Genomic DNA, 22,788 nt, shown 5'->3' on the forward strand with positions numbered 1-22,788 from the left:
TTGCCTGATTCCCAAGCACCTAAACTGCCACCGCCCACAGCCGCCGGCCTCAGAACACCTTGTCGCTATCGCGCTAGCCCCGCATCAACCCAAGCTATCAATCCCCCCCAGCAATTGCGCCAGACACGGCCCTAGTGCCTCCAGCGAGGCCGGCGAGACGATGTCCTCGTGTGCGCAGTCGAATTCATGCACTTGCAGGCCGGCCACGAACGGTGCCCAGGTCTGCTGCACATCCATGCCCTGCGGCAGGGTCCGCTTGGCGACGAACAGTACCGCCTCCCCCTCGAACCGCTGGGTGCTGGCCTGCGACAACAAACGAACGGCGTCCTGGTAGTTGGCCACGATATGACCGAACATCTCGGTCTTCTCGCGCAGCATGAATTCATCGGCCGCCTCTTCGGTCGCCGCCATGAACTGTGCCTGCTCGCGCGCCACCTCGGATTTGGCCTCCTCCTCCGTCGGGCCGCTCCAATCCTGGCCCTCGGGTGGATAGGTATCGAGCAGCCCCAGGAAGGCCACCGTCTCGCCTTCTGCCTGCAGCCGCGCTGCCAGCCCCTGCGCCACGGTGCCGCCCAGCGAATAGCCGATCAGGTGATAGGGGCCTTGTGGCTGTATGCGCCGCAGATTGGCCAAGTGTTGTTCCACCATGGCCGGCATGTCGGCACTGGCCGCGATCGCACCTTGCGGCCGTGGCGATTGCAGCCCGACCATGCCCAGGCCCTCGGGCAGATAGCGGGAGAGCCCGCTGTACTGCCAGGCAAAGCCCGACGCCGGGTGGACGCAGAACAGGGGCTTGCCCTGGCCAGGCCGCAGGTGCAGCACTTCGCCGAAGCCGGCATTGGCCGGGTCGGCTGCCGGCCTGCTGTCGCCCAGTACAGCGGCCAACTTGGCTACCGTAGGCGAGACCATGATCTGGCCGACCGACACGCCCTGGCGCAATTCGCGGCGCAGCTCCGCCGCCAATCGCATGGCCAACAGTGAATGACCACCCAGGGCAAAGAAATCGTCCTCCGCCAGTACGGCCGGCAGCGCCAGGATACGGGCAAAGGCGGCCGCCACCTGGCTCTCCAGGCCTGGCCGCGGCAACCGGCCGCCAGCCGTACCCGCGCCGGATGGCTCGGGTAGGGCCTTGCGGTCCAGCTTGCCGTTGGCGCTGAGCGGAAAACTGGCCAGGCTGACGATGGCCACCGGCACCATATGTGCTGGCAAACGGGCCGCCAGCGCCGTGCGCAAAGCTGTCGTGTCCATGTCCGCCGCTGGATCGCCAGGAATCACATAGCCCACCAGTTGCCTGGCGTCGGCACCTGCCATGCCCGGCTGGTTGCCCAGGGTGCGGGCATGCACCACCGCCCGTGCCACACCGGGCTGCGCCAGCAGTGCCGCCTCGATCTCGCCCAGCTCGATACGCTGTCCGCGTATCTTGAGCTGGTCATCGCTGCGGCCCAGGTATTCCACATCGCCGGTCGGCAGCCAGCGCGCCACGTCGCCGGTACGGTACATGCGCTCGCCATCGCCCCAGGGGTCGGCCACAAAGCGAGTCGCCGTCAGGTCGGGCCTGCCCAGGTAGCCATGGGCCAGCTGTATGCCCGCCAGGTACAGCTCACCCGGCACGCCCACCGGCACTGGCCGCAGGTAGTTGTCGAGGATGCGCATCTGGGTGTTCCAGACCGGGCGACCGATAGGCACGCTGGCCGCCAGCCGGGTGCCGGCGTCGTCATCCGCCGCCGGCTTGTAGCTGACATCCACCGCCGCCTCGGTGGGGCCGTATAGATTATGCAGCGGGGCCACCAGCAGCACGGCATACAGGTTGGCCAGCTCGCGCGAGAGGGCTTCGCCGCTGCAGAACACCCGCCGCAAGCTGCTGCAATGGCCTGCCTGCGCGGCCGGCAGCCCCTGCAGATGGCCCACGAAGGCCGCCAGCATCGAGGGTACGAAGTGCGCCGTGGTAATACCCTGCTCGTCGATCAAGCGCAGCAGGGCCTCCGGGTCGCGGTGCGACTCGGGTGGTGCCATATAGAGACGAGCACCGTACATCAATGGCCAGAAGAACTCCCAGACCGATACATCGAAGCTGCAGGGTGTCTTCTGCAGCACCACGTCCTCGGCGCTCAGGCCATACTCATGCTGCATCCAGGCCAGCCGGTTGACGATGGCCTGGTGCGATACCAGCACTCCCTTGGGCCGGCCCGTCGAGCCGGAGGTATAGAGGAGGTAAGCCGGATGCTCAGGCGTGAGCCCGTCTGCCACACAGGCCGGCAGGGCCTGGCCGGCGTCCGGCTCCAGCGCATCGATCAGGAACAGCGTGCCCAGGTGGGCAAAGCGGGCTGACAGTGCATTGGTGGTCACGATCACGGCAGGCTTGGCGTCGCCGACCATATAGGCCAGGCGGTCGTCAGGGTAGCCGGTATCCAGCGGCAGGTAGGCCGCCCCAGCCTCTATCGCCGCCATCAGCGCCAGGCTCAGCAGCACCGAGCGCGGCAATGCCACGGCGACAATGTCGCCCAGCCCCACCCCGGCCGCCTGCATGCGGGCACCCAGCAGCGCCACCTGTCTGCGCGTCTGCCGGTAGTCCAACTGGTGAGCCTCGTCCAGCAGTGCTGGCCACTCGGGCGTGCGCTCGGCCTGTTCTGCCAGCATGGCGCGCAAGGTCGTGCTCGGCACCTGGGCCTGGGTGGCGTTGATACGCGCCACCAGCTGCAGCTCGGCGGGTGTCGGTGCCAGATAGGCGCCCCATGGCAGCTCGGGCCTGTAGGCCAGATAGTCCAGCAGCATGCGCAGCCGCTCCGCCAGCAACGCCGGCTCGCGCACCAGATTGCGATACTCGATCAACAGTCTTAGCTGCTCGCCCGGCAGTACCAGGATGGTGAGCGGGTAATGGGTATGGCCACGGTTGCGCAACGCGCCCAGCTGCGCTCCCTGGTAGTCCCGGGCATGCAGATCATCCTGGTCCGGGTAGTTCTCGACCACCAGCAGGGTATCGAACAGATTGGTCTGCCCCGCCAGGCGTTGTATCTCGCCCAGGCCCAGGCCGTCGTTCTCCAGCAGCTGTATCTGCTGCGCCTGCACAGCAGCCAGTTGTGCCAGCAAGGGTTGCTGCGGCTTGAGGCGGATACGTACCGGAATGGTGTTGCTGAACAGGCCGATATGCTCGTCTATGCCATCCACCGGGCTGAACCGGCCCGATACCGGGGAGCCGAATACCACGTCATCGCGGCCGGTGAGAATGGACAGCAATGCCGCCCACGCGCCCTGCATCAGGGTATTGAGCGTCACCCCCTGCTCACGGCAGCGGGCCGTCAGTGCCTGCTCCAGCTCGGCGGGGACGATCATCTCCAGCTCGTGTACTGCCGGTTCGGCTGTCTCGCCGCCGTACAGCAAGGTGGGTTTGGCATCCGCCAGTACCTCGCGCCATAGCGTGCGCGCCGTGGCCAGGTCGCGCCGCGACAGGGCCTGCACCACGGTGGCGTAGTCCACCCGCGTAGGCTGCAGGCTAGCGGGGCCGTCGCCATAGGCCTGCAGCAGGTCGCGCAACAGGATGGGGGTAGACCAGCCGTCCACCACCAGGTGGTGGGCGGTAATGAACAGGCTATGCACGGCGTCGCCATGGTGAGCCAACAGCGCATGCAACAAAGGTGCCTTGCCGGCCGTGCCGATGACGAAATCGCGCTCCAGCTCGGCGCGCTCCAGCTCCCGCAAGGCTGCCGGCTGTGCATCGCGTGGCAGGCTAGCCAGATCCACTTCCTGCCAGGGCCAGCGGCGCCCTGCCTGCAGGGGCGGCAAGGGCAGCACCTGCAGTGCTTCCTGCCGCAACTCGTCATCAAACCGCGCCCCCAGCTGGGGATGGCGCCGCAGCACAGCCTCCAGCGCATCGCGCAGGCCGGCCACGTCGATCGGCCCGGTGAAATCAAGCCGGGTGATGGAGTTGTACTTGCTGGCGGTCTCGCCCAGTTGTGCGTGGAACAGCAGCCCTTCCTGCAGCGGCAGGACGGGTAGCACCGCCGCCAGGGGGCCGTGCCGCTCGCGCAAGGCTGCCAGCTCGGCGGCACTCAGCGTCAGCCCCGGCGCCAGCAGGGTCTGGGCCGCCACCAGGGTGTCGCCAGCAGCATCGGCATGCTGCTGCGCATACGCCGCCAGCTCGCCAGCATGCTGGGCCACCGCCTGATGCAGATGGGCGATGGTGGCCTCGTCGTGGATGGCCGGCGCCCAGGTCCAGTTCAGCGCCAGGCGCGGCCTGCCAGCCCCCCCTTCAACAAAGGCATTGAGTTCCAGCCCGTACAACATCGCCATGTCCGGGTCCATATCCACGGCAAAGGCATCGGCGAAGCAGCCGCCGGCCCGCTGCGGCATCCAGTCGCCCTCGCTGGCGCCGAAGCGACCCAGGTAATTGAACAACATGGCCGGCCTGTGCAGCGCCTCCAGCGCAGCCATGGCCGGCCCATGGTCATCGTCGAGATAGCGCAGCACGCCATAGCCCAGGCCCCGGTCAGGAATCTGCCGCAAGCCCTGCTTGATGGCACGCACCGCCTCCACCGGCGTCGCCACGGCACGCAGATCGAGCCCCACCGGATACTCGGCCGTCAGCCAACCCACGGTACGCCCCAGGTCCACACGCTCGTCGTCGCTCTGCCGCCCGTGCGATTCCATGGCCAGGCGCAGTTGGGCCGCGCCGAAAACGGTCTTGCAGGCCAGGCTCACCGCTGTCAGCAGTATTTCCTCGACATTGGCGCGGTAGGCGGCCGGCAGACTCAGCAGCAAGGCATCGGTCAGGTCGGCGTCGAGCAGCGTGCGCTGCTGTCTGGCCGTGCCATAGTGATCGTGAGTGGCATTGAGCGGGCGCCTGCCCCAGGCAGGGAGCGGCTCGGCCAGCATGCTGCGCCACATGGCCAGCTCGGCGCGGCGGCCGGGCACACTGGCGGCCAGGCTGCGCGACCATTCTGGCAGCGCCGTCTCCTCACGCGGCAGCATGGGCGTCACACCGGCCATGGTGGCCTCGCAGGCAAGGGCCAATTCGGACAGCAGGATGCGCCAGGACACGCCATCGACCGCCAGATGGTGGATCACCCACAGCAGCGAGGCCTCGCCTGCGCTGCTGCTCAGGCGGATCGCCTGCATCATCAGGCCTTGCGATGGCGCCAGGCGCGCAGCGGCCTGCCGGAACAGCATGTCCAGCTCGCCATCGGCCAGCGCCGCTTCATGCAGGATGCGGCTATCGAGTTCGGCATGGGCCTGGCCAAGTACCAGGCCATCGCCTTCCACCTTGCTGCGCAAGGCCGGGTGCGCGCGCTGCAGGGCCAGCAGCGCCTGCGCCAGGTGGTGCTTGGCCACGCCTGCTGGCAGCTTCAGCAGCACCGCCTGGGCGTAGCGCCTATCCAGCCCGTAATGCTGGTGGAACCAGCTGACTATGGGCAACCGGCCTACCTGGCCAACCGCGTCGCCCACAGCCGACACGACGCCGGTGAGCGCCTGCATGGCCCCAGCCATGCGCGACGGTGTGCGCAAGGCAAAGATATCGCGTGGGCGCAGCAGAAAACCGGCACGGCGCAGTTCGCTCCCCAGGCCCATGGCCGAGATGCTGTCGCCCCCCAGGCTGAAGAAATCATCGTCCGCCCCCACAGCAGCAAGGCCCAGCACCTTGGCCACCCCCTGGCAGACCAGCCGCTCGCCCTCGGTCGCCGCTTCGCGCTGTGTGGCCGCAGCCTGCGGCACAATGGCGGGCAGTGCCTTGCGATCTATCTTGCCATTGACCGTCAAGGGCCACGCCGGCAGCAGCATCAAGGCGGCCGGCACCATGTACTCCGGCAGTCGGCCGGCCAGCTCGGCCAGCAGGGCGTGTTCGTGGCCGGCTTCTGCCGCCAGGCCATCCGCCAGCACACAGTAGGCGACCAGGCGGTGGCTGCTGCCCACGGCCTGTGCCAGCACCACCGCACCCGTCACGCCCGGCAGCGCGGCCAGTGCATGCTCTATCTCGCCCAACTCGATGCGGAAGCCGCGTATCTTGACCTGCTGGTCACCTCGGCCCATGAATTCCAGCTGCCCGTCGGCACGCCAGCGCACCAGGTCGCCAGTGCGGTACATCAGTCCGCCGTCGGCCCAGGGGTCGGCCACGAAGCGGCTGGCCGTCATTGCTGGCCGCCCCAGATAGCCCCGCGCCAGTCCCGGTCCGGCCACATACAGCTCGCCCACCATGCCGGTTGCCACCGGGCGCAGCTGGGCGTCGAGCACATGGACACGGGTATTGGCCACCGGCCGCCCCACCACGGGTTCCTCGCTCAGCGCGACATCGGCACTCAGGGTATCGACGGTGTATTCGGTGGGGCCATAGAAATTGTGCACCCGCAGGCCGGGGTACTGCCGCACCGTCCGCCACAGTGCTGGCGAGACCGCCTCGCTGCCCACCAAGGCCAGGCAGGGCTGGTGCCAGCCTGCCGCCATCAGGCCGCAGTCGAGCATCTGTTGCAACAGCGAGGGTGGCATGTCGATGGCGTCTATGGCCTGGCTGCGTACAAGTTCCACCAGCGCTTGGGCGTCGCGCCTTAGCGTCTCGTCGCACAGGTGCAGCTCCTGCCCCAGCACCAGCCAGAACAGCTGCTCCCACGAGGCATCAAAGGCGAAAGAGGTGCTGTGCATGGCCCGTAAACGGCGCCCGGCCAGGGCGGCAAGGGTGTCGCCATAGAGGCCATGGCGGTGCGATGCCAGCAGGTTGTTCAAGCCGCCTCGGCAGACCATCACCCCCTTGGGTGCGCCAGTAGAGCCCGAGGTATAAATCAGGTAGGCAAGATGCGCCGCCTGCAATGGCTGGCGCAGTTCGGCCTCGGCTATCGGCGCACCCGAACGCGCCGCTATGCGCAGCATCACCACGGTGTCGTCCAGGCACAGCACGCTAGCCAGGGCCGGCAGCCGGCCGCGCAAGGTCGTCGTGGTCAGCAGCAGTGCCGGCCGGGCGTCCTCGCACATCAAGGCCAGACGCTCATCGGGGTAATCCAGCTCCAGTGGCAGATAGGCGGCGCCGGCTGCCAGTACGGCCAGGATGGCCACTACCGCCTGCGCCCCCCGCGGTAATGCAATGGCGACCACATCGTCCGCCCCCAGGCCCTGTGCCAGCAACTCACGGCCCAGTTGAGCCACCTGCCCGGCCAGCGTAGCGAAGTCCAGCGCCAGGCCATTGCACACCAGGGCGCGCTCCGCCGCCTGGGCCTCGGCCTGCTGCCAGAACACCGCCATGACATCGGCCGCATCTTCTACCCTTGCCCCCTGCGACCAAGCCGCCAGCCGGGCCAGCTCGGCCTGCCCCGGCAGTGCCGGTGCCGATAGCAGTATCTGCTCGCTGGCCAGCAGGCCGCGCAGCAGGGTATCGAGTCGTTCAGCATGCAAAGCCAGCTCATCGGCGCGGTAACGGGCGGGATTGGCCGCCAGCTCCAGCGTCAGCGCGCCGCCTTCCAGCCACAGGCCGAACTCCAGGTCCTCCACCGGGCCGGCAGCCAGCAGATGGGTCATGCCGCTGGCACCTTCCAGCGCCAGCTGCTGGTCGTAGATCTTGAGGTTGAGCGTCGGGCCATACAGGGCGCGGCGGGAGCCCACCAGGCCCATATCGCGCTGCAGCTGTTCGGCATCATAGCGCTCGTGCCGGCGTACCTGGCGCAGCTCGGCCACCATACGCTGCGCCAGCTGGGGCAAGGTCTCCTCGGCCCGCACCGTCACCTGCAAGGGCAAGACATTCACCACCGGCCCGCAAGCGCGAACCGCCACCGAACCCAGGCGCCGCATAAAGGGCACGCCCACCACGATCTCGGCCTGTCCGCTCAGGCGATGGAGGTAGGCCACCACCGCCGCCATGGCCAGCTCGGCCGGACTCAGGCGGCCGGACTCGCCCAGCCGGGCCAGTTGGGCGACCTGTTGCGCCGGCCATTGCAGCCGCTGCCGCAGGACATCGACATTGGCGACACTGGCCGGGCCGGCGTCGCGGCTGGACAAGCTGACCGGCAGGGCCAGGCGGCCCGCGTAGTCCTGCCAGAAGGCCTTGTCGCGCTGCCAGGCTTCGCCCTGGCGATACGCCTGGCTCTCTTCCACCACGCGGCCGAAGGAAACAAAGGGGCTGGCAGTCGGCACCTCGCCACGGCGCAGCGCGTTGTAGATTTCAACCATGCGGCGGGTCAGCGCGGCAAAGCTGTAGCCATCGACACAGGCATGATGGTAGCGCTGATACCAGAACCAGCGATCCTCCCCCAGGCGGAACAGCCTATGGCAGAACAAGGGCGCCTCACCGTCGGCAGGCAGCGCGTGCTCCAGGTCCAGCCGCATCAGCTGCAGCGCCGCCGCAGCCGGATCGGGCTCGGCAGCCAGGTCCACGCACGCCGGTCCGGGCATGGCTGCCGGCGGCCTGTGCTGCGGCAGGTACTGTACCGGCCCCGCAGCCGTCTCGATAAAGCGGGCATGCAGCGTATCTGCCTCGCTCAGCCCCTGTCGTATCGCCTGGGAGAGCAGGTCTGCATCCACCTGGCCAGTCAGTTCGGCATAGTGGGCCACGGTATACAGATTCTTCCGGTCGGCAATCTGATCAGCCAGCCAGATACCCAGCTGCGCGCCGAGCAAGGGCAATTCCAGCAGGTCGTCAGCAGGCGACTGCGATTTTGCGGTATTCAACACGTCGTAGTTCCCTTGGCCTGGGCCAGCCCACCTGGTAGGCAGGCCGCCATGGCGATAGACAGCGGCCGGTTCAGGCGCCGCGCAGTTGGCGGGGGCGGATATCGGCCCAGTTGGTATCGAGGTAGGCCATGCAGGCTGCACGACTTTCAGGGCCCAGCACGCTATGCCAGCCGGCGGGCACGGCCGCCAGCGTGGGCCACAGGCTGTACTGCGCCTGCGCATTGGTCAGCACCAGAAAAGTCTGGCTTTCATCGTCAAAGGGATTGGGGCTGTCGGTCTGCATAATTTTCTCCTTCAGGTCGCCACCCCGCCAGGGCTGGCTTATGTTTATTAAGGGGGTAGCGCGGTGCACCCGCGCTAGCGGGCCTGGTCGGCCATAGGCAGATCGGTGTCTGTGTGCATACCGCCCGGTGGGGCCAGTAAGCAGGCCAGCCCATCGAGCAGGCCACCGCGCCAGCAAAGCCAGTCGTGGCCGCCCTCGAACTGCTGGTAGATCACGGTATGGCCAGCCTGGCGCAAGCCCTCATACACACTGTCGTTCAGGTCTATCATCACGTCCTCGCGGCTGCCCACCTCCAGAAAGACCCGCAAATGGCCAGGCGGCAGGGTGCCATCTGTGAGCAATTCGGCCAGCCGGCCACGGCTGCCTGGCTTGCGTGGACAAGCCTCGCCCGGCGGCGCCTGCAGGAGTTCGACATAAGGCCACCAGAACGAGCCCGACTGACTCAACACCGCACCAAAGCGCTGCGGATGGTGCAGCCCGGCATAGAGGGCAGCCAGGCCGCCCAGGCTCTGGCCCGCCACCACGGTGCGGGCCGGCTTGGAGCTGCTGGGCACGAGGCCAGCGACCCAGGGCAGCAATTCATGCTGTACGGCCTGCCAGAACAGGGGATTGCAAGACAACTCCGCCTGGCGGCAACCGCCGTCGATAACATCGATAAGGACATAGACTGCGGCAGGCAGATCGCCCGCCTCGGTGCGGGCCGCCAGTGCTGAAAAGATGGGCATGCGCTCAGCCCAGTGCTGCCCGTCCAGCAGCAGCACCAAGGGCCGCGCCAGCTGCTCGGCAGGTGTCTCGGCCTGGCCGCAGGCATAAACCCAGACAGCGCGCTGGTTGCCCAGCAAGTCACTCTGCCAGTGCAGCTTCTTCAGGTGCTGCGCAGCCTGGGCTTCGCCACGGTCATGCTCGTGCCAGGCCGATTGGTCGGGTGCACCGGGCAGATGTAGCGCGGACAGCATGCCGGCCCAGCCGCTGGCATGGGGTGGCAGTGGGTTCAGGGCGTCGGCCTGCGCCAACCCCATGATCGATCGCCACCATTGCCGGTGCCGGTCGCGTCTATCCTCCAGCTTTCCCTCGGCCACCGGCGGCAACTGGCTGGCATCGACCGGAATAAAGGCATAGCTGCCCCGCCAACTGGCGGGCAGCAGCACCTGCCAGTACCACACATCGGTGCCAGCGATACGCTGCAGCGATTCGGGGTCGAAGGCATGATGGTTGGTTACCGAATTCACATCGATATAGACCCGCTGGGTGCCAGAGCGGGATTCATCCCCCGCCGGATCGCGCCAGAGAAAAGTGATGCAATAGCTATCCTCGGCCACAGGCTCGCACAGCGGCGCCCCCAGCTTGGCGACAGCCTGCCACCAGCGCTCACTGCCTACCTCTACTGCTTGCAGCCAGGCTGCCGTCTCGGGTGCTACAGGGTTCAAATCCAGGCTCCTCCAGAATGCCCCGCACCGCAACTACGCCAGAGGCCTAGCCTGCGCAGGGCAAAATATCCCGCAACACCTACGTCACACCGCAAGGCGGCGTAGTACCCATCTAGGCTATCTGCGGTCATTCATGTAATAATGAGAAATATTATCATTTGTATTCTTAATTGAGAATACGCCGTGACGCTGCACCAATAACCACCAGGGAAAGAAATCACGATGGACAGAGGTAGAACGACCCACCGCCATGCCTTGCTGCTGGCGAGCAAACTGACACTCGCCTGCATGGGCGCCATGGCCACCATGGGCAGCGGCTGGGCGGCAGAAACCACTGCCGCGCAGCAGCAGTACCAGATCCCCGCTGGCGCGCTGGTCAGCCAGCTCAAGCTGTTCATCCGGCAATCGGGTGTGCAGGTAACGGTGGACGAATCCCTGCTCACCAACCTGAATGGTCAGGCGGTACAGGGCAGCCACACACCGCAAGCCGCCCTGACCGCCCTGCTGGCGGGTACTGGCCTGCATGTGGCGGCCCATGGCAATGGCCGCTTCACGCTGTACACGGCCGAAGGTGAGCTGGCCACCATCACGGTGACCGGCGAGAAGATCAACCGCTCGCTGCAGGAGACCACCACGGCGGTAACGGTGCTGCGCGGCCGCGATGTCGACCAGGGTGGCTCACGCTCGGTCTACGATGTCGTCAACCGTGCGCCCAATGTGAGCTTCAACGGTGCTGGCATCCCCAATATGCGCGGTGTTTCCGGCACTGGCCCCTCGACCGGCGTGTTCTCCTTTGTCTCCGGCGCCCGCCCCCGTGTCAGCACCTCGGTCGACGGCGTCTCCGAGAGCTGGTCCGGCCAGCGCTATGTCGATGCAGGCCTGTGGGATATCGCCCAGATTGAAGTCATGGCCGGCCCGCAATCCACCACCCAGGGCCGCAATACCATAGGCGGCGCCATTGTCGTCAACACCAAGGACCCGAGCTTCCAGTGGGAAGGTGCGGCGCGCATCGGCTACGAGAACCAGGATGGCAAGACCCTGCTGGCCGGCGTGGTATCCGGCCCCCTGGTCGAGGATGAACTGGCTTTCCGTGTCGCCGCCGAAGGGTTGCGGGGTCACGGATTTATCGACTATCCCGGCACTTGGTCGTGGGATCCCTCCGAGATACGCCGTAACAATGTACGCGCCAAACTGCTGTGGCTACCCAAGGGCGTGCCAGCCCTATCTGCCAAGCTCACCGTATCCCATCGCGCGAACAAGGGCGAGTACCTCAATACCGTCGATGGCAACTTCTTCGACTACCAGTTCCGTGGCATCGCCTCGAACACCCGCTACCAGGATTCCGCCAATACCACCGTCAGTACCGACCTCAGCTACGAGTTCTCGCCCGCACTGACCGGCCACTTCCTCTACAGCCGTGGCAACTACGATGCCAACTTCCAGGAATCCGGTCCCGATCGCTTCTCGCTCAAGCTGGACGAAGACAGCAATACCCTGGAATCGCGCCTGGTCTACGACGCCAGGGACAGCGGCGTCCGTGGCGTGATCGGCCTGTTCTACTACGATCGCCACCAGGATCTCTACGCCGGCCCCGATGGCTTCGAGGGGGAAGACAAGGTCAAGACGATGGCGCTGTACGGTGAATCTACCATCGCGCTGGGCAGCAAGCTGGATCTGATACTGGGCGGCCGTATCGAACGCGAGGAACAGGACCGCGACGTCATGGCCTGGCCGGGACGCCCCTGGGCCGGCCATATCCGCACCGATATCGGCGAAACCATGCTGCTGCCCAAGCTGGGGCTCAGCTACCGGCTGTCGCCCGAAACCACCCTGGGCTTCACCGTCCGCAAAGGCTATAACCCCGGCGCCGGCAGCATAGACTGGATCACCAGCGAGTTCTACGAGTACGGCAAGGAAGAGGTCAGCACCTATGAGCTGAGCACCCGTTCGGTCTGGCTGGATAAACGCCTGAACCTCAACACCAACCTTTTCTTCAACCGCTACGACGACTACCAAGCCCTCTTGAACCGCCGCTTCGTCAACATCCCCAAGGGCCGCAGCTACGGCCTGGAGATCGGCCTGAACGGCATGGCCACCCGCAGCCTGGAGCTGTTCGGCTCGGTGGGCCTGCTCAACACCAAGGTCACCGGCGCACCTGCCGGCAGCCCGGCCATCCTCGGCAATCACTTCAACTATGCCCCTAGGCTGACCGCCAACCTGGGCTTCAAGCAACGCTTCGACAGTGGCTGGTTTGTCGGTGCCGATCTCAACCGCACCGGTGACTACTACTCGGAGATCGACAACAACCCGGCATTCAAGGCTGGCGGCTACACCGTCGTCAACCTCCATGCCGGCTACGCGGCCAGCAGCTACACGGTACGGGCCTACATGAAGAACGCGACCGACGAAGACGTGCTCTATCACGTCAATACCGGCCGCAGCTCCAATATCGGCACCGTGGGCCAACCAAGAACCGCCGGCATCACGCTGGACTACCGCTACTGATCCCCAGCCAGGCCATCGCCGCCCCTGCGGTGGTGGCCTGGCTCAGCATCGCCAGGTAGCGCAACCACGCCCTCAAACAGGAGTCCTCGCATGGAACTATCCGCACCACTGACCGTAGAACGCCTGCGCCATCCCCTGAAGTTCAGGCTGCTGCAGGTGCGCCGGGTCGTTCGCCTTTCGCCCTATATGGTGTGCATCACCTTTACCGGCGACGACTTGGCCGATTTCGTCTCGGCCTCGTTCGACGATCACCTCAAGGTTTTACTGCCTCACCCTGGCGAAACCGCACCCGCCCTGCCGACCCTGGGCCCGGATGGCCCGGTCTACCCCCAGGGCCGCAACAAACCCATCACCCGCGACTACACCCCACGGCGCTACGACGCCGCGACTGGCGAACTGGACATTGAATTCGTGCTACACGATGCGGGACCGGCAACCCTATGGGCCGCGCAAGCCCAGCCCGGGCAATGCATAGGCATAGGCGGGCCACGTGGTTCCTTCATCATTCCCACAGGCTATGACTGGCACCTGCTGGTCGGCGACGAAAGCGCCCTGCCCGCCATTGCCCGCCGGCTGGAGGAGCTGCCCGCCAGTAGCCAGGCCCATGCCGTCCTGTCCGTCAGCCACGAGGCAGCTCGGCTCACGCTGCAGAGCGCCGCCCAGCTGCACCTCACCTGGGTGACGGCAGACAGTCCCCATGGACAGGCAGACAGCATGCTCGCCGCCCTGCAGCAATGGGCCACCCCTGCAGGCCAGGGCTATGCCTGGGTAGCCGGCGAGCTGTCCATGGTCAGGGCCGTACGCAGCCTGCTGCTGACGGAGCGGGGCTTGGACAAGGCACGGGTGCGCGCCGCCAGCTACTGGAAACAGGGCGAGATTGCCTCGCACGAGACGCTGGACGACTGATACCGCCTGGGCAGGGCCATTCAACCGCTGACCAGGCGCCGCGAGCAGCTCGGGCTCATATGGACTTTGTCCGGCACAAACGCTGCGATTGGGCAGGCAAAGCTGGTAAAGACGGTATCCGGCTGGATGAAATCGAAGCTGATCTCACAGGCCCTGCCTGCCCCAAGATAAACCGACAGGGTCTCCTGCAGCACCAGGGTGAGCCGCCCTTGCTGGACGTCCAGGCAGGAGAGATGGGCTGCGTCGAAATCAAAGAAGCGGCCTACTTGGCGGAATGCGCCTTTGAACAGGCTTTCCTTGGCAGAAAACACAATGGTGAGCAAGGTAGCCAAGGGCAGTTCGCTGGTCAGGGTTTCCAGGTAGCGCAGTTCTGCGGCAGAGACGGCGGTGGCAAGCAGCGCGGGCTGCATGTCTGCGCTTACCGTACGCTCAATGTCGATACCCACGCCGCCATAGCGGCGTCCATCCAGCACCATTGCGGCAGCATACTCGTCGTTGTGCGAGATGCTGCCTACCACGCCCAGCGGCCACAATGGTTCACGCGATGGCCCTATGGGGATAGGTGCAGGATCCACCCCTTGTGCGGCAAGGGCATGCGCTGCCGCCAGCCGGCCAAAAAAGAACTCGGCCTGGCGCTTGCGCACACTGGCCGCGATGCTAGGCGGGCAGTCTATGCCATGGGTGGCAAATGCCATGCCATCAAACTGCTGGGGCTCAAACTGCACCAGGCTGGCCGAAAGCCAGCGGCCGTCCGCCATACGCACCCGTAGTCGGCGGACACAGCCGGCGGCCGGTTCAGCTCGCAGCAACACACCCGGCGCAGCCTGTGCAGTTTGTAAACGCATGGCGGTTCGTATCATGATGCCATCAGCCCCCGTCAGCTACGCCACAGCGTCTGCTACTGCCCCGAAAACCCCGCCCAGCGGGCCACCCACTGCTTTGCAGTAGCGGCGAAAGGCCAGGGGGAACTGGGGATTGCTATTGATGAAGAAGTGTTTGCCCGGCATGGACAGGCACTGGGCCTGATCGAACATCTCTCGCCAGGCAAAAACGTCTGCAACCGCCATATCATCCTGCTCGCCGGCCAGTATCAGTGCCGGTATCTGCCTGATGTGGGGATGCAAGGACTCTGCTACATGGTTCTCGCCCAAGGCAAAGTCGGCGCGTATGGCAGGGGCGAACAGGCGCATGATCTCCGGGTCGGCCAGCAGTTCCGGGGGGGTGCCATCCAGGCTTCTGAGCTTTTCCAGGAACTGCGCCTCGGGCAGTTGGCTCATGGGGGCACGGGTACGGTCGCGGCCCGGCGCAGGTTTGGCCGAGAGTATGATGGCTTCAGGCGGCCGTGCACCTGCATGCAGCAGACGGTTAAGCATGAAAAATGCCATCAGTGCGCCATTGCTGTGCCCATACAGGACGTAGGGGCGATCAAGCATGGGCAGCAAGGCGGGCAGCAGCTGCGTAGCCACGGTCGCCAAGTCCCCGATCAGGGGCTCGGCCATACGCATGCCGCGCCCCGGTAGCTGTATGCCATAGAGTTCGGCTTCGGCAGGCAGCCATTGCCCCCAGGTGGCATAGGCGCCTGCACTACCACCAGAGAAAGGGAAGGCAAACAGCCTTACCGAGGCATAGGGCAGGCCGCTCAGTCGAACAAGCCAAGGTGTGGTTTTCATTTGCATGTCATCCTCCAAAGGCGGGCCACCATCCACTGCAACAGCAAACGGCAGCCCTGCCGAGATCAGAAGCGATAGCGCATCTTCATCAGGATCTGGTCTGAATCACGCAGCCGCAGTGCCTCATCAAACAGGTCGCCGGTTCTGATCTCGCTGCGGTCCAGCTCGCTGCTGCCGCCGCGCGAATAAGCCAGGAAAAGATCGGACTGCGGCCCAAGCGAGTAGCGATAACGTAGCTGCAGGCCAAACTTGTTGATGTCGAAATCGGCCTTGGCCTGACCGGTGGCCGTGAGCCTGCCGGTCGGCTGCAACTGATAGCCCTGCCCGTTCGAGGCCCGCATGGCTATCCATTCGGACTTGAGCCGGAGCTCATGCTTGCTGCCGGGAAACCAGTTGAGGCTCAGGCTGCCAAAATCAGCCTTGCGCTGGTAAACGCCAAAGTTACGGCCGCCATCCCACACCAGCCATTCACGGGTCCACTCCGGGGTGAATTCGAACTCGGCGTTGAAGGTATCGCTGGGATACCAGCTCAGTGTCATGCCGGCCATGCGCGACAGCTTGTCCGACATGCCGCGTGGGATCAGGCTCACCAGGCCGCTGAAAGCCCAATCGCCATAGCGTCGGCTCAGGAACTGCGCCTCGTAGTTCTGCCTGCTGGGGCGACGCCACAGTCCATTACCCCGCGATATCGTGTCATCCCAACCCGAGCTACTGGCGCTGGCCTGCAGGAACAGCAGCTCGCCGCTGCGGAAGTTGAGGTAGCTGTTGAGCACGGCAACACCGGGCAGGCGATCACCGCGATCATTGGAGCGAGCCTGGGTTTCCAGTTGCCAACGGCTGCTGCGCAAGAGCGACTGCTTGTCGTCATTGCGATGTATGTATTGGGCCGAGGCTTCCAGCTCATTCAGGCTGGCACGGCGCTGGTAGCCCAGGTCGTTGAAATTGAGCTGGTTGCCGAAATGCGCCGCCTCCAGCTCATAACTCCAATTGCTCGATGGATTCCAACCCAGCACCAGGCGTGCGCCGCTGTCATTGGTGGTTTCGCCACGCTGCTTGATAAAGCTGCCCAGCACCTGGGCATCGACCGAGATTGCCGAGTCGGGCTTCCAGCTGAGGTCGACGGCCTGGACATTGGCGGTTCGATCAAGATGGGGACGATCAGTCAGGCTGCCGAGCCAGCCCAGGCTGAGCTTAGGCGAAAGCGGGTACTGCAGGCGCGCCACATAGAAATCCCGCCCGGCCTTGCCGTCTTCCGTCGCCACAAGCACACCGTAGTTCATGCCACCTTGCGAGCCATTGAGCTTGATGGCGGCATTGATATCGCTGGCGCCCGTGCCATCATCGGCATCACCACCGATACGTCGGGTGTGTATCAACTTGCCGGAATCTGCCGTATTCATGCTGAATATGCTTTGATTCTCGGTAAAAAATGGTCGTTTGTCGCCGAAAAATGTCTCTACAGCATCGAAATTGATCACCAGGCTATCAGACTCGACCTGGCCAAAATCGGGGTTGACCGTGGCACTGAGCTGGAAGTTGGGCGAGGGCTTCCAGAATACATCCACGCCACTGCGATAGCGCGTCTTGTCGTTGAGCAGATCACGGTTGGCCGTCAGGTAGGGCCAGTAGTGGAACAAAGCAGTACGGTACTGGGGGATTTCTATGCGTTCAAACCCCGAGAGAAAGCGGCCGCGCTCGATCGCGATGGCCGGCTGTGCCTGCAACACGCCGTTGTGGCCCAGGCTGCGGCCGAAATAGACACCCACGGTGCGCTGTGGGCTGGCCGGTCCACGCATCGGTGCGACCGTCCAGGGAATCAGCATTTCCACCTGCCACCCGGCATCGGTTTCTGTCACGGCGGAACTCCAGTCGGTGTCCCAATCCAGATTCAGCTCGGTTTCGTTGGTGACCACGCCATCGCTGATGGCGCCGGACAGACCTACGCTAAAGCTATATGCCGACAGCCCATCACCATCGAAATCGATGACGACGTTGACCTTGTCCGACTTCTTGGTCTGATCACGTTGCAGACGCGGCTTGACGCGGGGTACGCCCGGCGCTTGCTCCAACTTGAAGGCCACCACGATGCCAGCAGGGGTAGAGAGCAGATAGGCCAGGGTCGCCGTGCCGCTATCCGGGTCGGTCAGGCTGTAAGGCTCGGTGATCTTGAAGTTGGAAAATTGCTGGGCCTGCGCCCACTCAGGCTCATTGATCTTGCCATCAATCACGATCGCTGCCTCGGCCTTGCCAGACAGGCCCGTCGTCAGGGCAAACAGTGTCGCCACAGACGACGCAAGCAAGCCTCGTTTCATAGCATTCCTCATAGATTCGGTGGATATCTGGTTTATTCGGCCCCGCTCCGGGCAGCAGTCGGCCTTCCGATGCAACATCCCTTTCGGGGTAGTGCTATCGGCCTGCGTCAGTCGCGTGGATAGAGATTGGGGCTTGGCTGATCCGGCGCCCAAAGCGCGCCGGATTCAGACGGTATCGGCTACCAGGTCGGCCTGGTGCCGTAGTGCGCTATTTGCCAGTCAACGATTCTGGTTTGGCCCCCGCACCCAACAGGAACTGACGGGTGCCGGCATCCTTGGCCTGGTTCAATGGGGTACGCCAGCGATTGCCATCAGCCATTACGCCCAGATTGACATCGGCGCCCTTGGCAACCAGATACTGCACGGTTTTCAAGTGGCCGCCCCGTGACGCATTGATCAAGGCAGTCTCGTCGTACGGGCCGGCAGCATTGATGTCGGCACCGGCTCGCAACAACCTCTCCACCACCGCCAAATGTCCCTTTGCGCTGGCGGCAGTCAGGGGTAGGCCGTCGCTACGCCAGGCTAGATTGACCTTGGCCTGCCGGGCCAGCAGCTCTTCAACCACCTGCAGCTTGCCTGCGCGGGCTGAGGCAATCAGGGCGGTACCGTCGCCATCCACGCCTGCGTCGATGGCCACTCCGCGCTCCAGCCACTGCCGTACTTCATCCAACCGGCCAGCCTTGGCAGCCTCCACCAGTTCAATCACACCGGGCGCAGCCTCGGCCACTTGCGTGGCATCGCCGACGGTTGCCTGGATGCGCGGCGTAGCAGCCCATACCAGTGTCGCCGCTGCGCCCAGCAGTGATACGCAGGCCAAGCGGGTCCAGGTTTGTCTGACCTTCAGTTGTTTTTTATCCATGCTTAATAGTTCCTCCACACGTTGAGTTAGCCCGTGGCGGGAACTGAACATCCCGCTTGCGAGCAGATGATGGGTTTGGTGCCTGGCCACGCTTTCCATGCTGGTCAACAACGACCTAGCGTAAGCCTTGCCCTGTCCAGCCGCCTTGGCGGCCTGTGCATCGCAGGCCATCTCCCGCGATAGTTCCAGCTGTGTACAGATGGCGCGCAAAGCTGGGCTCCACCAGTAAACAGCCATGATCAGCCGCTGCAGCACCAAGCTCCATAGGTCGCGTCGACGGACATGGGCAATCTCATGGTTGAGCACGTCCCGCAGCACGGCATCGGGTAGGTCGGCCTGGAGCTGACTGGGCATCAGAATGCAGGGCTTCATCAGGCCCACCACCATAGGGCCGGGCAGGTTCTCCACTGCCATGATGGCGGTGCCGGCAGGCAACTGCTGTTGCATCATGCGTTGCAACTGGGGAGCAAGCCGCGCACTCCGCCTTAGCTGCAGCGATACCCACCAGCCCCGTGCCAGCCGCGCTAGCTGCCACAGGCTGCCAGCCAGCCAGACCGTCAGCACCGCCGCGATCAACCAGGCTGGCAACTCCCAGGTACTGGCAGGCAACCCAGGCTGCGCCACCAGGCTGAGGTCCACGCTGACGGTCGTGGCAACCGCCGGTTGGGCGGCCACTTGGTTTACCGCCAGCAAGGTTTGCGGCACTGCCGCCATGGCCATTGCTGGCGTGGGCACCGGCGCGGGCACTGGCGTGGGCAGCGGCACGGGCAGGGTAGCCAAGGCAAGCCCAGGCGCAAACATGGCCAGCGGGGCCAGCGCGGCCAATACCAGCATGCCCAGCCATACCCAGGATCGTTCAGTGACACCGAACACCCGCATCCGCACAACCACCGCCGCCAGCAGCAGCAGCGCCGTGCTCTGCCACAGATGCTGCATGACAAACATCTGCAGCAGCGTCACCCATTGCGTATTCATTGTGTTCCATCCTCTTCGGCGTCCGGCGCCTCTGCCACCAGGCGTTTCAGCGCATCCAGCTCGTCGGGGCTCATTTCATGCTGCTCGATAAGGTGCTGTGCCAACACCTGGGGAGAGCCATTGAAGAACTGCTTGAGCAGGCGCTCCAGCGCACTCTTCCGCGCCTCTCCCCGACTGATGGTGGGGGTGTAGATAAAGGCCCGGCCTTCTTGGTGATAGGTAACCAGCCCCTTCTTCTCCAGCACCTTGAACATGGTCAACACCGTGGTGTAGGCAACCGACTTCTTCTTGGCTATCTCGTCCGTTACTTCACGCACCGAGGCCTGCTTCTTGCGCCACAGCACTTCCAGCAGTTCGCGCTCGGCATCGGTCAGTGCAGCTGCAGTCGGTCTTGTCATGGTCGGTTCCTTCCGTTCTATGGCAATCATTAAACAGGTCGCCATGCACTTCGTCAACTAAAAGATTAGTTGTAATAAATTAGTTGTAAAGCTTTAGTTGAAACCGTACTCCCCCGACTACAGCCTGTTCATGCCATCAGGCCCGGCTATTCCCAAACAACCTGGCCAAAGACTGTATGCCTTGCGGCGAGGCCAACGAACCGAGGGCTGAGCAACGCTCCTGGAACTCCTGCAAGCCCTGCTCGAACAAGCGATCGGGGCTCAGGGCCAGGGTAGGTTGGCGCCAGGGTACGTCGTAGAACTGCGGCACGCTTTCGAACAGGAAGGTAAACACATCCCGCCAGGACAGCAGCTTGACCTGAAAGACCAGGTGCAGGCTCTCGTCTATGTTCTCGGTGGTGTGCCAATAACCCCTGGGCAGGAACATCACTGAGCCGGGTTCCATTTCGATGGTGTCCCAGGACTTGGGCGACTCCACCGGCCGCTGGGGGTCTTTCAGCTGCATGCGGATATCAGGTCGCTTTTCCGCGCCGGCCTGGCCGCTCTTGGTGGGCCAATCTATGTAGTCGTTGGGGGCCACATGCCAAACCTTGCGTCCCTTCAGCTGCAGGATGAACAGCTCCTGCGGATCCCAGTGCCACGACAGGCCACGCCCTGGCATCGAGGCAAAGGCATTGACCTGGGTAGTGCCCGGCAGCAGTCCGAGCGCGCCATCGAGCTCCCGGGTCCATTGCAATATCGGTTCGCTGGCCAGCCGCGTCATGTAGATGGTGCAGGCAGCGCGATACAGCTCGATGGCCCGGTCCGGCGTGATGTCCTCTTCGCTACGCTTATCTTCTCGCGTGTAATCGGCCCGTATCGAACCTTGCAAGGGGCTGCGCAGCAGCGACTCTACACCGGCGAAATCGGGATGCTCGACGATCTCAGCAAAGCGTGACATGGGACCGGTGATATGGACGAATTCCTTGGGCCATTTGCCCGCCAGGAAATCCGCCGGGGTGAACGGGTGTACCAGCGAGGCAAACCTCGCAGAATCGGCCAAGGTAGGGGCTGACACGGTCTGGGCATTCATGCGTAACTCCATAGTGAAGCGCTAGCGATCTTGTTTACAGGATAGGGATGCCATTGATGCGGCCATCGGCATCGATTCAGGCACTGACGGTGGCGTAATCGGGCGTGGCCACCGTATGGCCGGTACGGCTGGGGAAACGGTTGCTCTCTAGCCTGATCCGGCCAGCTTCAAAATCGACACGACGATCAGCGATGGGGAAATACCGGTCATCGTGAGTCACAGCGACCACCGTGCGGCCACTCTGCTGCAGCCAAGGAATAATTTCCTCGTAGAAGGTACGGCGGTATTGCGGGTCCTGATCGGCCGCCCACTCATCCAGGACGTAGATATCCCGCTCGCGCGATATGGCCGATACCAGTGCCAGACGCTTGCGCTGACCCTGTGACAACCGCACCGTATCGAACACGCCGCCCAGAACCTTGACCACGCTGGCCATCTTGAAGCGTTCCAGCAAGGAGACGACTTGCGCATCGGCCGCCGCCTTGCCGCTGCCATCCAGTACCTGGCCAAACAGGTAGAAATCCGACAGCACCATGGAGAACAAGGCGCGGTAGCCTTCCTTATCCGCCCACGACTGCTTGACGCCATCAATGTAGATGCTGCCTGCGCTCGGCTCGTGCAGCCCCAGCAGCAGCTTGATGAAGGTGGACTTGCCGCTGCCATTGCCGCCGGTGATGAAGATGACTTCACCCTTGCGTATCTCGAGATCCAGTGGCCCAAGCACAAAGGGGGCTTCGGCGCCTTCCTGCCGATAGGTGAACTCGATCTGGGAGAACTGGATGGTGCTCCAGGCCGGCGCACTGGCCACCGGTGCGGCGAGCGACTTGTCCGCGTCGATCTGCAGGCTGTCGATCTTGCTGAGGGAGACGCGCGCGTGGGCAAACTGCTGCAGCAAATTCATGACCATGCCGAACGGCCCGGCACAGTAGGTGATGATGAGCGCGTAACTCATCACCAAGCCCTGGTCGCCCAGGCGGCGTCCCGCCTCCGTAACCACCCCCAACAACAGGAATACCAGCGCCACGGTGACGCCACGGTTGAGATCCCACATCATCCGGAATCCGCGCTCATGCTTGCGCAACTGCTCGGCCCGCCGCTGCAGATCATGCTCGTAGTAGTGCTGCTTGCGTGCTGCATCCACCGCCAGTTGGGCGCTGCCCTCCAGCATGCCCTTGTAGCCATCCATCATGGCGTCCTGGCTATCGCGCATTTCGCGGCTACGCCGGGCAAGCTTGCCTATCAAGGTGCGCGACACCACGAAGGAGATACCTATCGCCACCGCCAGCACACCGAACAGCATGGGTGAAAGATAGGCCAGGTAGGAGAGGCAGCTGACCAGCAAGATCAGATTGAAGATAAAGGTGGGCAACTCGGAGAACGCATTGGAAATGCTGGTCACGTCGCTGATCAGTACATTGTAGAGCCGGGACGAACCCGCCTGTTCCAGCTTGTCATAGGCCGTGCCCAATATCCGCCGAATCAGCGAAACGCGGATCTGGAATACCGCATCGGCACTCAAACGCGACAGCAGTGTGGAGGTACCTATCGTCATGAGCAGCCAGATACCCCAGACTGCGCCGTAGTACAGCGGGCTGTATGGCAGGGAAGCCCCGCCCTTGGTCTGCGAGATCATGCTGAACAGGCTAAGTGCCAGCAAGGCGGAGATACCGCTGCTCACCGTGGCGAGTAGCAGAAGTTTCCCGAGTTTCCTGATGAAGTAAGAAAGCATGAGTTATCG

At 64.1% G+C, this 22,788-nt stretch carries 12 protein-coding genes; 2 read left to right on the forward strand and 10 right to left on the reverse strand.

Annotated features, from left to right (window positions below):
* Window positions 1–84 precede the first annotated feature (84 nt).
* The 3 genes from V7714_RS08620 to fes form a co-directional block, all read right to left on the reverse strand.
* Window positions 85–8,643 (reverse strand): amino acid adenylation domain-containing protein, encoded by an 8,559-nt coding sequence (locus tag V7714_RS08620; protein ID WP_335709349.1) that lies wholly within the window; start codon window positions 8,641–8,643, stop codon window positions 85–87.
* A 70-nt stretch (window positions 8,644–8,713) separates the two neighbouring features.
* Window positions 8,714–8,926 (reverse strand): MbtH family protein, encoded by a 213-nt coding sequence (locus V7714_RS08625; RefSeq protein WP_335709350.1) that lies wholly within the window; start codon window positions 8,924–8,926, stop codon window positions 8,714–8,716.
* Between the two features lie 74 nt (window positions 8,927–9,000).
* Complete coding sequence (gene fes, locus V7714_RS08630; RefSeq protein ID WP_335709351.1) at window positions 9,001–10,353, reverse strand: enterochelin esterase; 1,353 nt, start codon at window positions 10,351–10,353, stop codon at window positions 9,001–9,003.
* A 222-nt stretch (window positions 10,354–10,575) separates the two neighbouring features.
* Between fes and V7714_RS08635 the strand changes: the two genes are divergently transcribed.
* The gene (locus tag V7714_RS08635; protein ID WP_335709352.1) at window positions 10,576–12,858 is read left to right on the forward strand and encodes a TonB-dependent receptor; all 2,283 of its coding nucleotides are present in this window, start codon (window positions 10,576–10,578) and stop codon (window positions 12,856–12,858) included.
* A gap of 90 nt (window positions 12,859–12,948) precedes the next feature.
* Entirely contained in the window at window positions 12,949–13,764 is an 816-nt protein-coding gene (locus V7714_RS08640; protein WP_335709353.1) for a siderophore-interacting protein, read from the forward strand.
* Window positions 13,765–13,784: 20 nt separating this feature from the next.
* Here the strand turns inward: V7714_RS08640 and V7714_RS08645 are convergent, their stop codons facing one another.
* The 7 genes from V7714_RS08645 to V7714_RS08675 all read right to left on the reverse strand — a co-directional run bounded on the left by V7714_RS08645 (window position 13,785) and on the right by V7714_RS08675 (window position 22,779).
* Complete coding sequence (locus V7714_RS08645; RefSeq protein ID WP_335709354.1) at window positions 13,785–14,609, reverse strand: 4'-phosphopantetheinyl transferase family protein; 825 nt, start codon at window positions 14,607–14,609, stop codon at window positions 13,785–13,787.
* Between the two features lie 36 nt (window positions 14,610–14,645).
* The gene (locus V7714_RS08650) at window positions 14,646–15,440 is read right to left on the reverse strand and encodes a thioesterase II family protein (protein WP_335709355.1); all 795 of its coding nucleotides are present in this window, start codon (window positions 15,438–15,440) and stop codon (window positions 14,646–14,648) included.
* Between the two features lie 59 nt (window positions 15,441–15,499).
* Window positions 15,500–17,734, reverse strand: a complete 2,235-nt coding sequence (locus V7714_RS08655; RefSeq protein ID WP_335709356.1) for a DUF5916 domain-containing protein — start codon at window positions 17,732–17,734, stop codon at window positions 15,500–15,502.
* A gap of 220 nt (window positions 17,735–17,954) precedes the next feature.
* A complete protein-coding gene (locus V7714_RS08660; protein ID WP_335709357.1) occupies window positions 17,955–19,580 on the reverse strand; it encodes a M56 family metallopeptidase in 1,626 nt (541 codons plus the stop codon).
* A complete protein-coding gene (locus V7714_RS08665) occupies window positions 19,577–19,978 on the reverse strand; it encodes a BlaI/MecI/CopY family transcriptional regulator (RefSeq protein ID WP_335709358.1) in 402 nt (133 codons plus the stop codon). The genes V7714_RS08660 and V7714_RS08665 overlap by 4 nt, the downstream gene beginning before the upstream one ends.
* Before the next feature lie 136 nt (window positions 19,979–20,114).
* A complete protein-coding gene (locus V7714_RS08670) occupies window positions 20,115–21,050 on the reverse strand; it encodes a JmjC domain-containing protein (protein WP_335709359.1) in 936 nt (311 codons plus the stop codon).
* Between the two features lie 76 nt (window positions 21,051–21,126).
* On the reverse strand, window positions 21,127–22,779 hold the full coding sequence (locus V7714_RS08675; protein ID WP_335709360.1) for a cyclic peptide export ABC transporter: 1,653 nt from the start codon (window positions 22,777–22,779) through the stop codon (window positions 21,127–21,129).
* Window positions 22,780–22,788: the final 9 nt, after the last annotated feature.

This window comes from Chitinimonas sp. JJ19, assembly GCF_036961565.1.
Lineage (GTDB): Bacteria > Pseudomonadota > Gammaproteobacteria > Burkholderiales > Chitinimonadaceae > Chitinimonas.

What these genes read in the sequence shown, in the direction of transcription:
- V7714_RS08625 (WP_335709350.1), bottom strand. Translation starts at nt 8,926, where the DNA reads ATGCAGACCGACAGCCCCAATCCCTTTGACGATGAAAGCCAGACTTTT.
- V7714_RS08635 (WP_335709352.1), top strand. Translation starts at nt 10,576, where the DNA reads ATGGACAGAGGTAGAACGACCCACCGCCATGCCTTGCTGCTGGCGAGC.
- V7714_RS08640 (WP_335709353.1), top strand. Translation starts at nt 12,949, where the DNA reads ATGGAACTATCCGCACCACTGACCGTAGAACGCCTGCGCCATCCCCTG.
- V7714_RS08645 (WP_335709354.1), bottom strand. Translation starts at nt 14,609, where the DNA reads ATGCGTTTACAAACTGCACAGGCTGCGCCGGGTGTGTTGCTGCGAGCT.
- V7714_RS08650 (WP_335709355.1), bottom strand. Translation starts at nt 15,440, where the DNA reads ATGCAAATGAAAACCACACCTTGGCTTGTTCGACTGAGCGGCCTGCCC.
- V7714_RS08660 (WP_335709357.1), bottom strand. Translation starts at nt 19,580, where the DNA reads ATGAATACGCAATGGGTGACGCTGCTGCAGATGTTTGTCATGCAGCAT.
- V7714_RS08665 (WP_335709358.1), bottom strand. Translation starts at nt 19,978, where the DNA reads ATGACAAGACCGACTGCAGCTGCACTGACCGATGCCGAGCGCGAACTG.
- V7714_RS08670 (WP_335709359.1), bottom strand. Translation starts at nt 21,050, where the DNA reads ATGAATGCCCAGACCGTGTCAGCCCCTACCTTGGCCGATTCTGCGAGG.
- V7714_RS08675 (WP_335709360.1), bottom strand. Translation starts at nt 22,779, where the DNA reads ATGCTTTCTTACTTCATCAGGAAACTCGGGAAACTTCTGCTACTCGCC.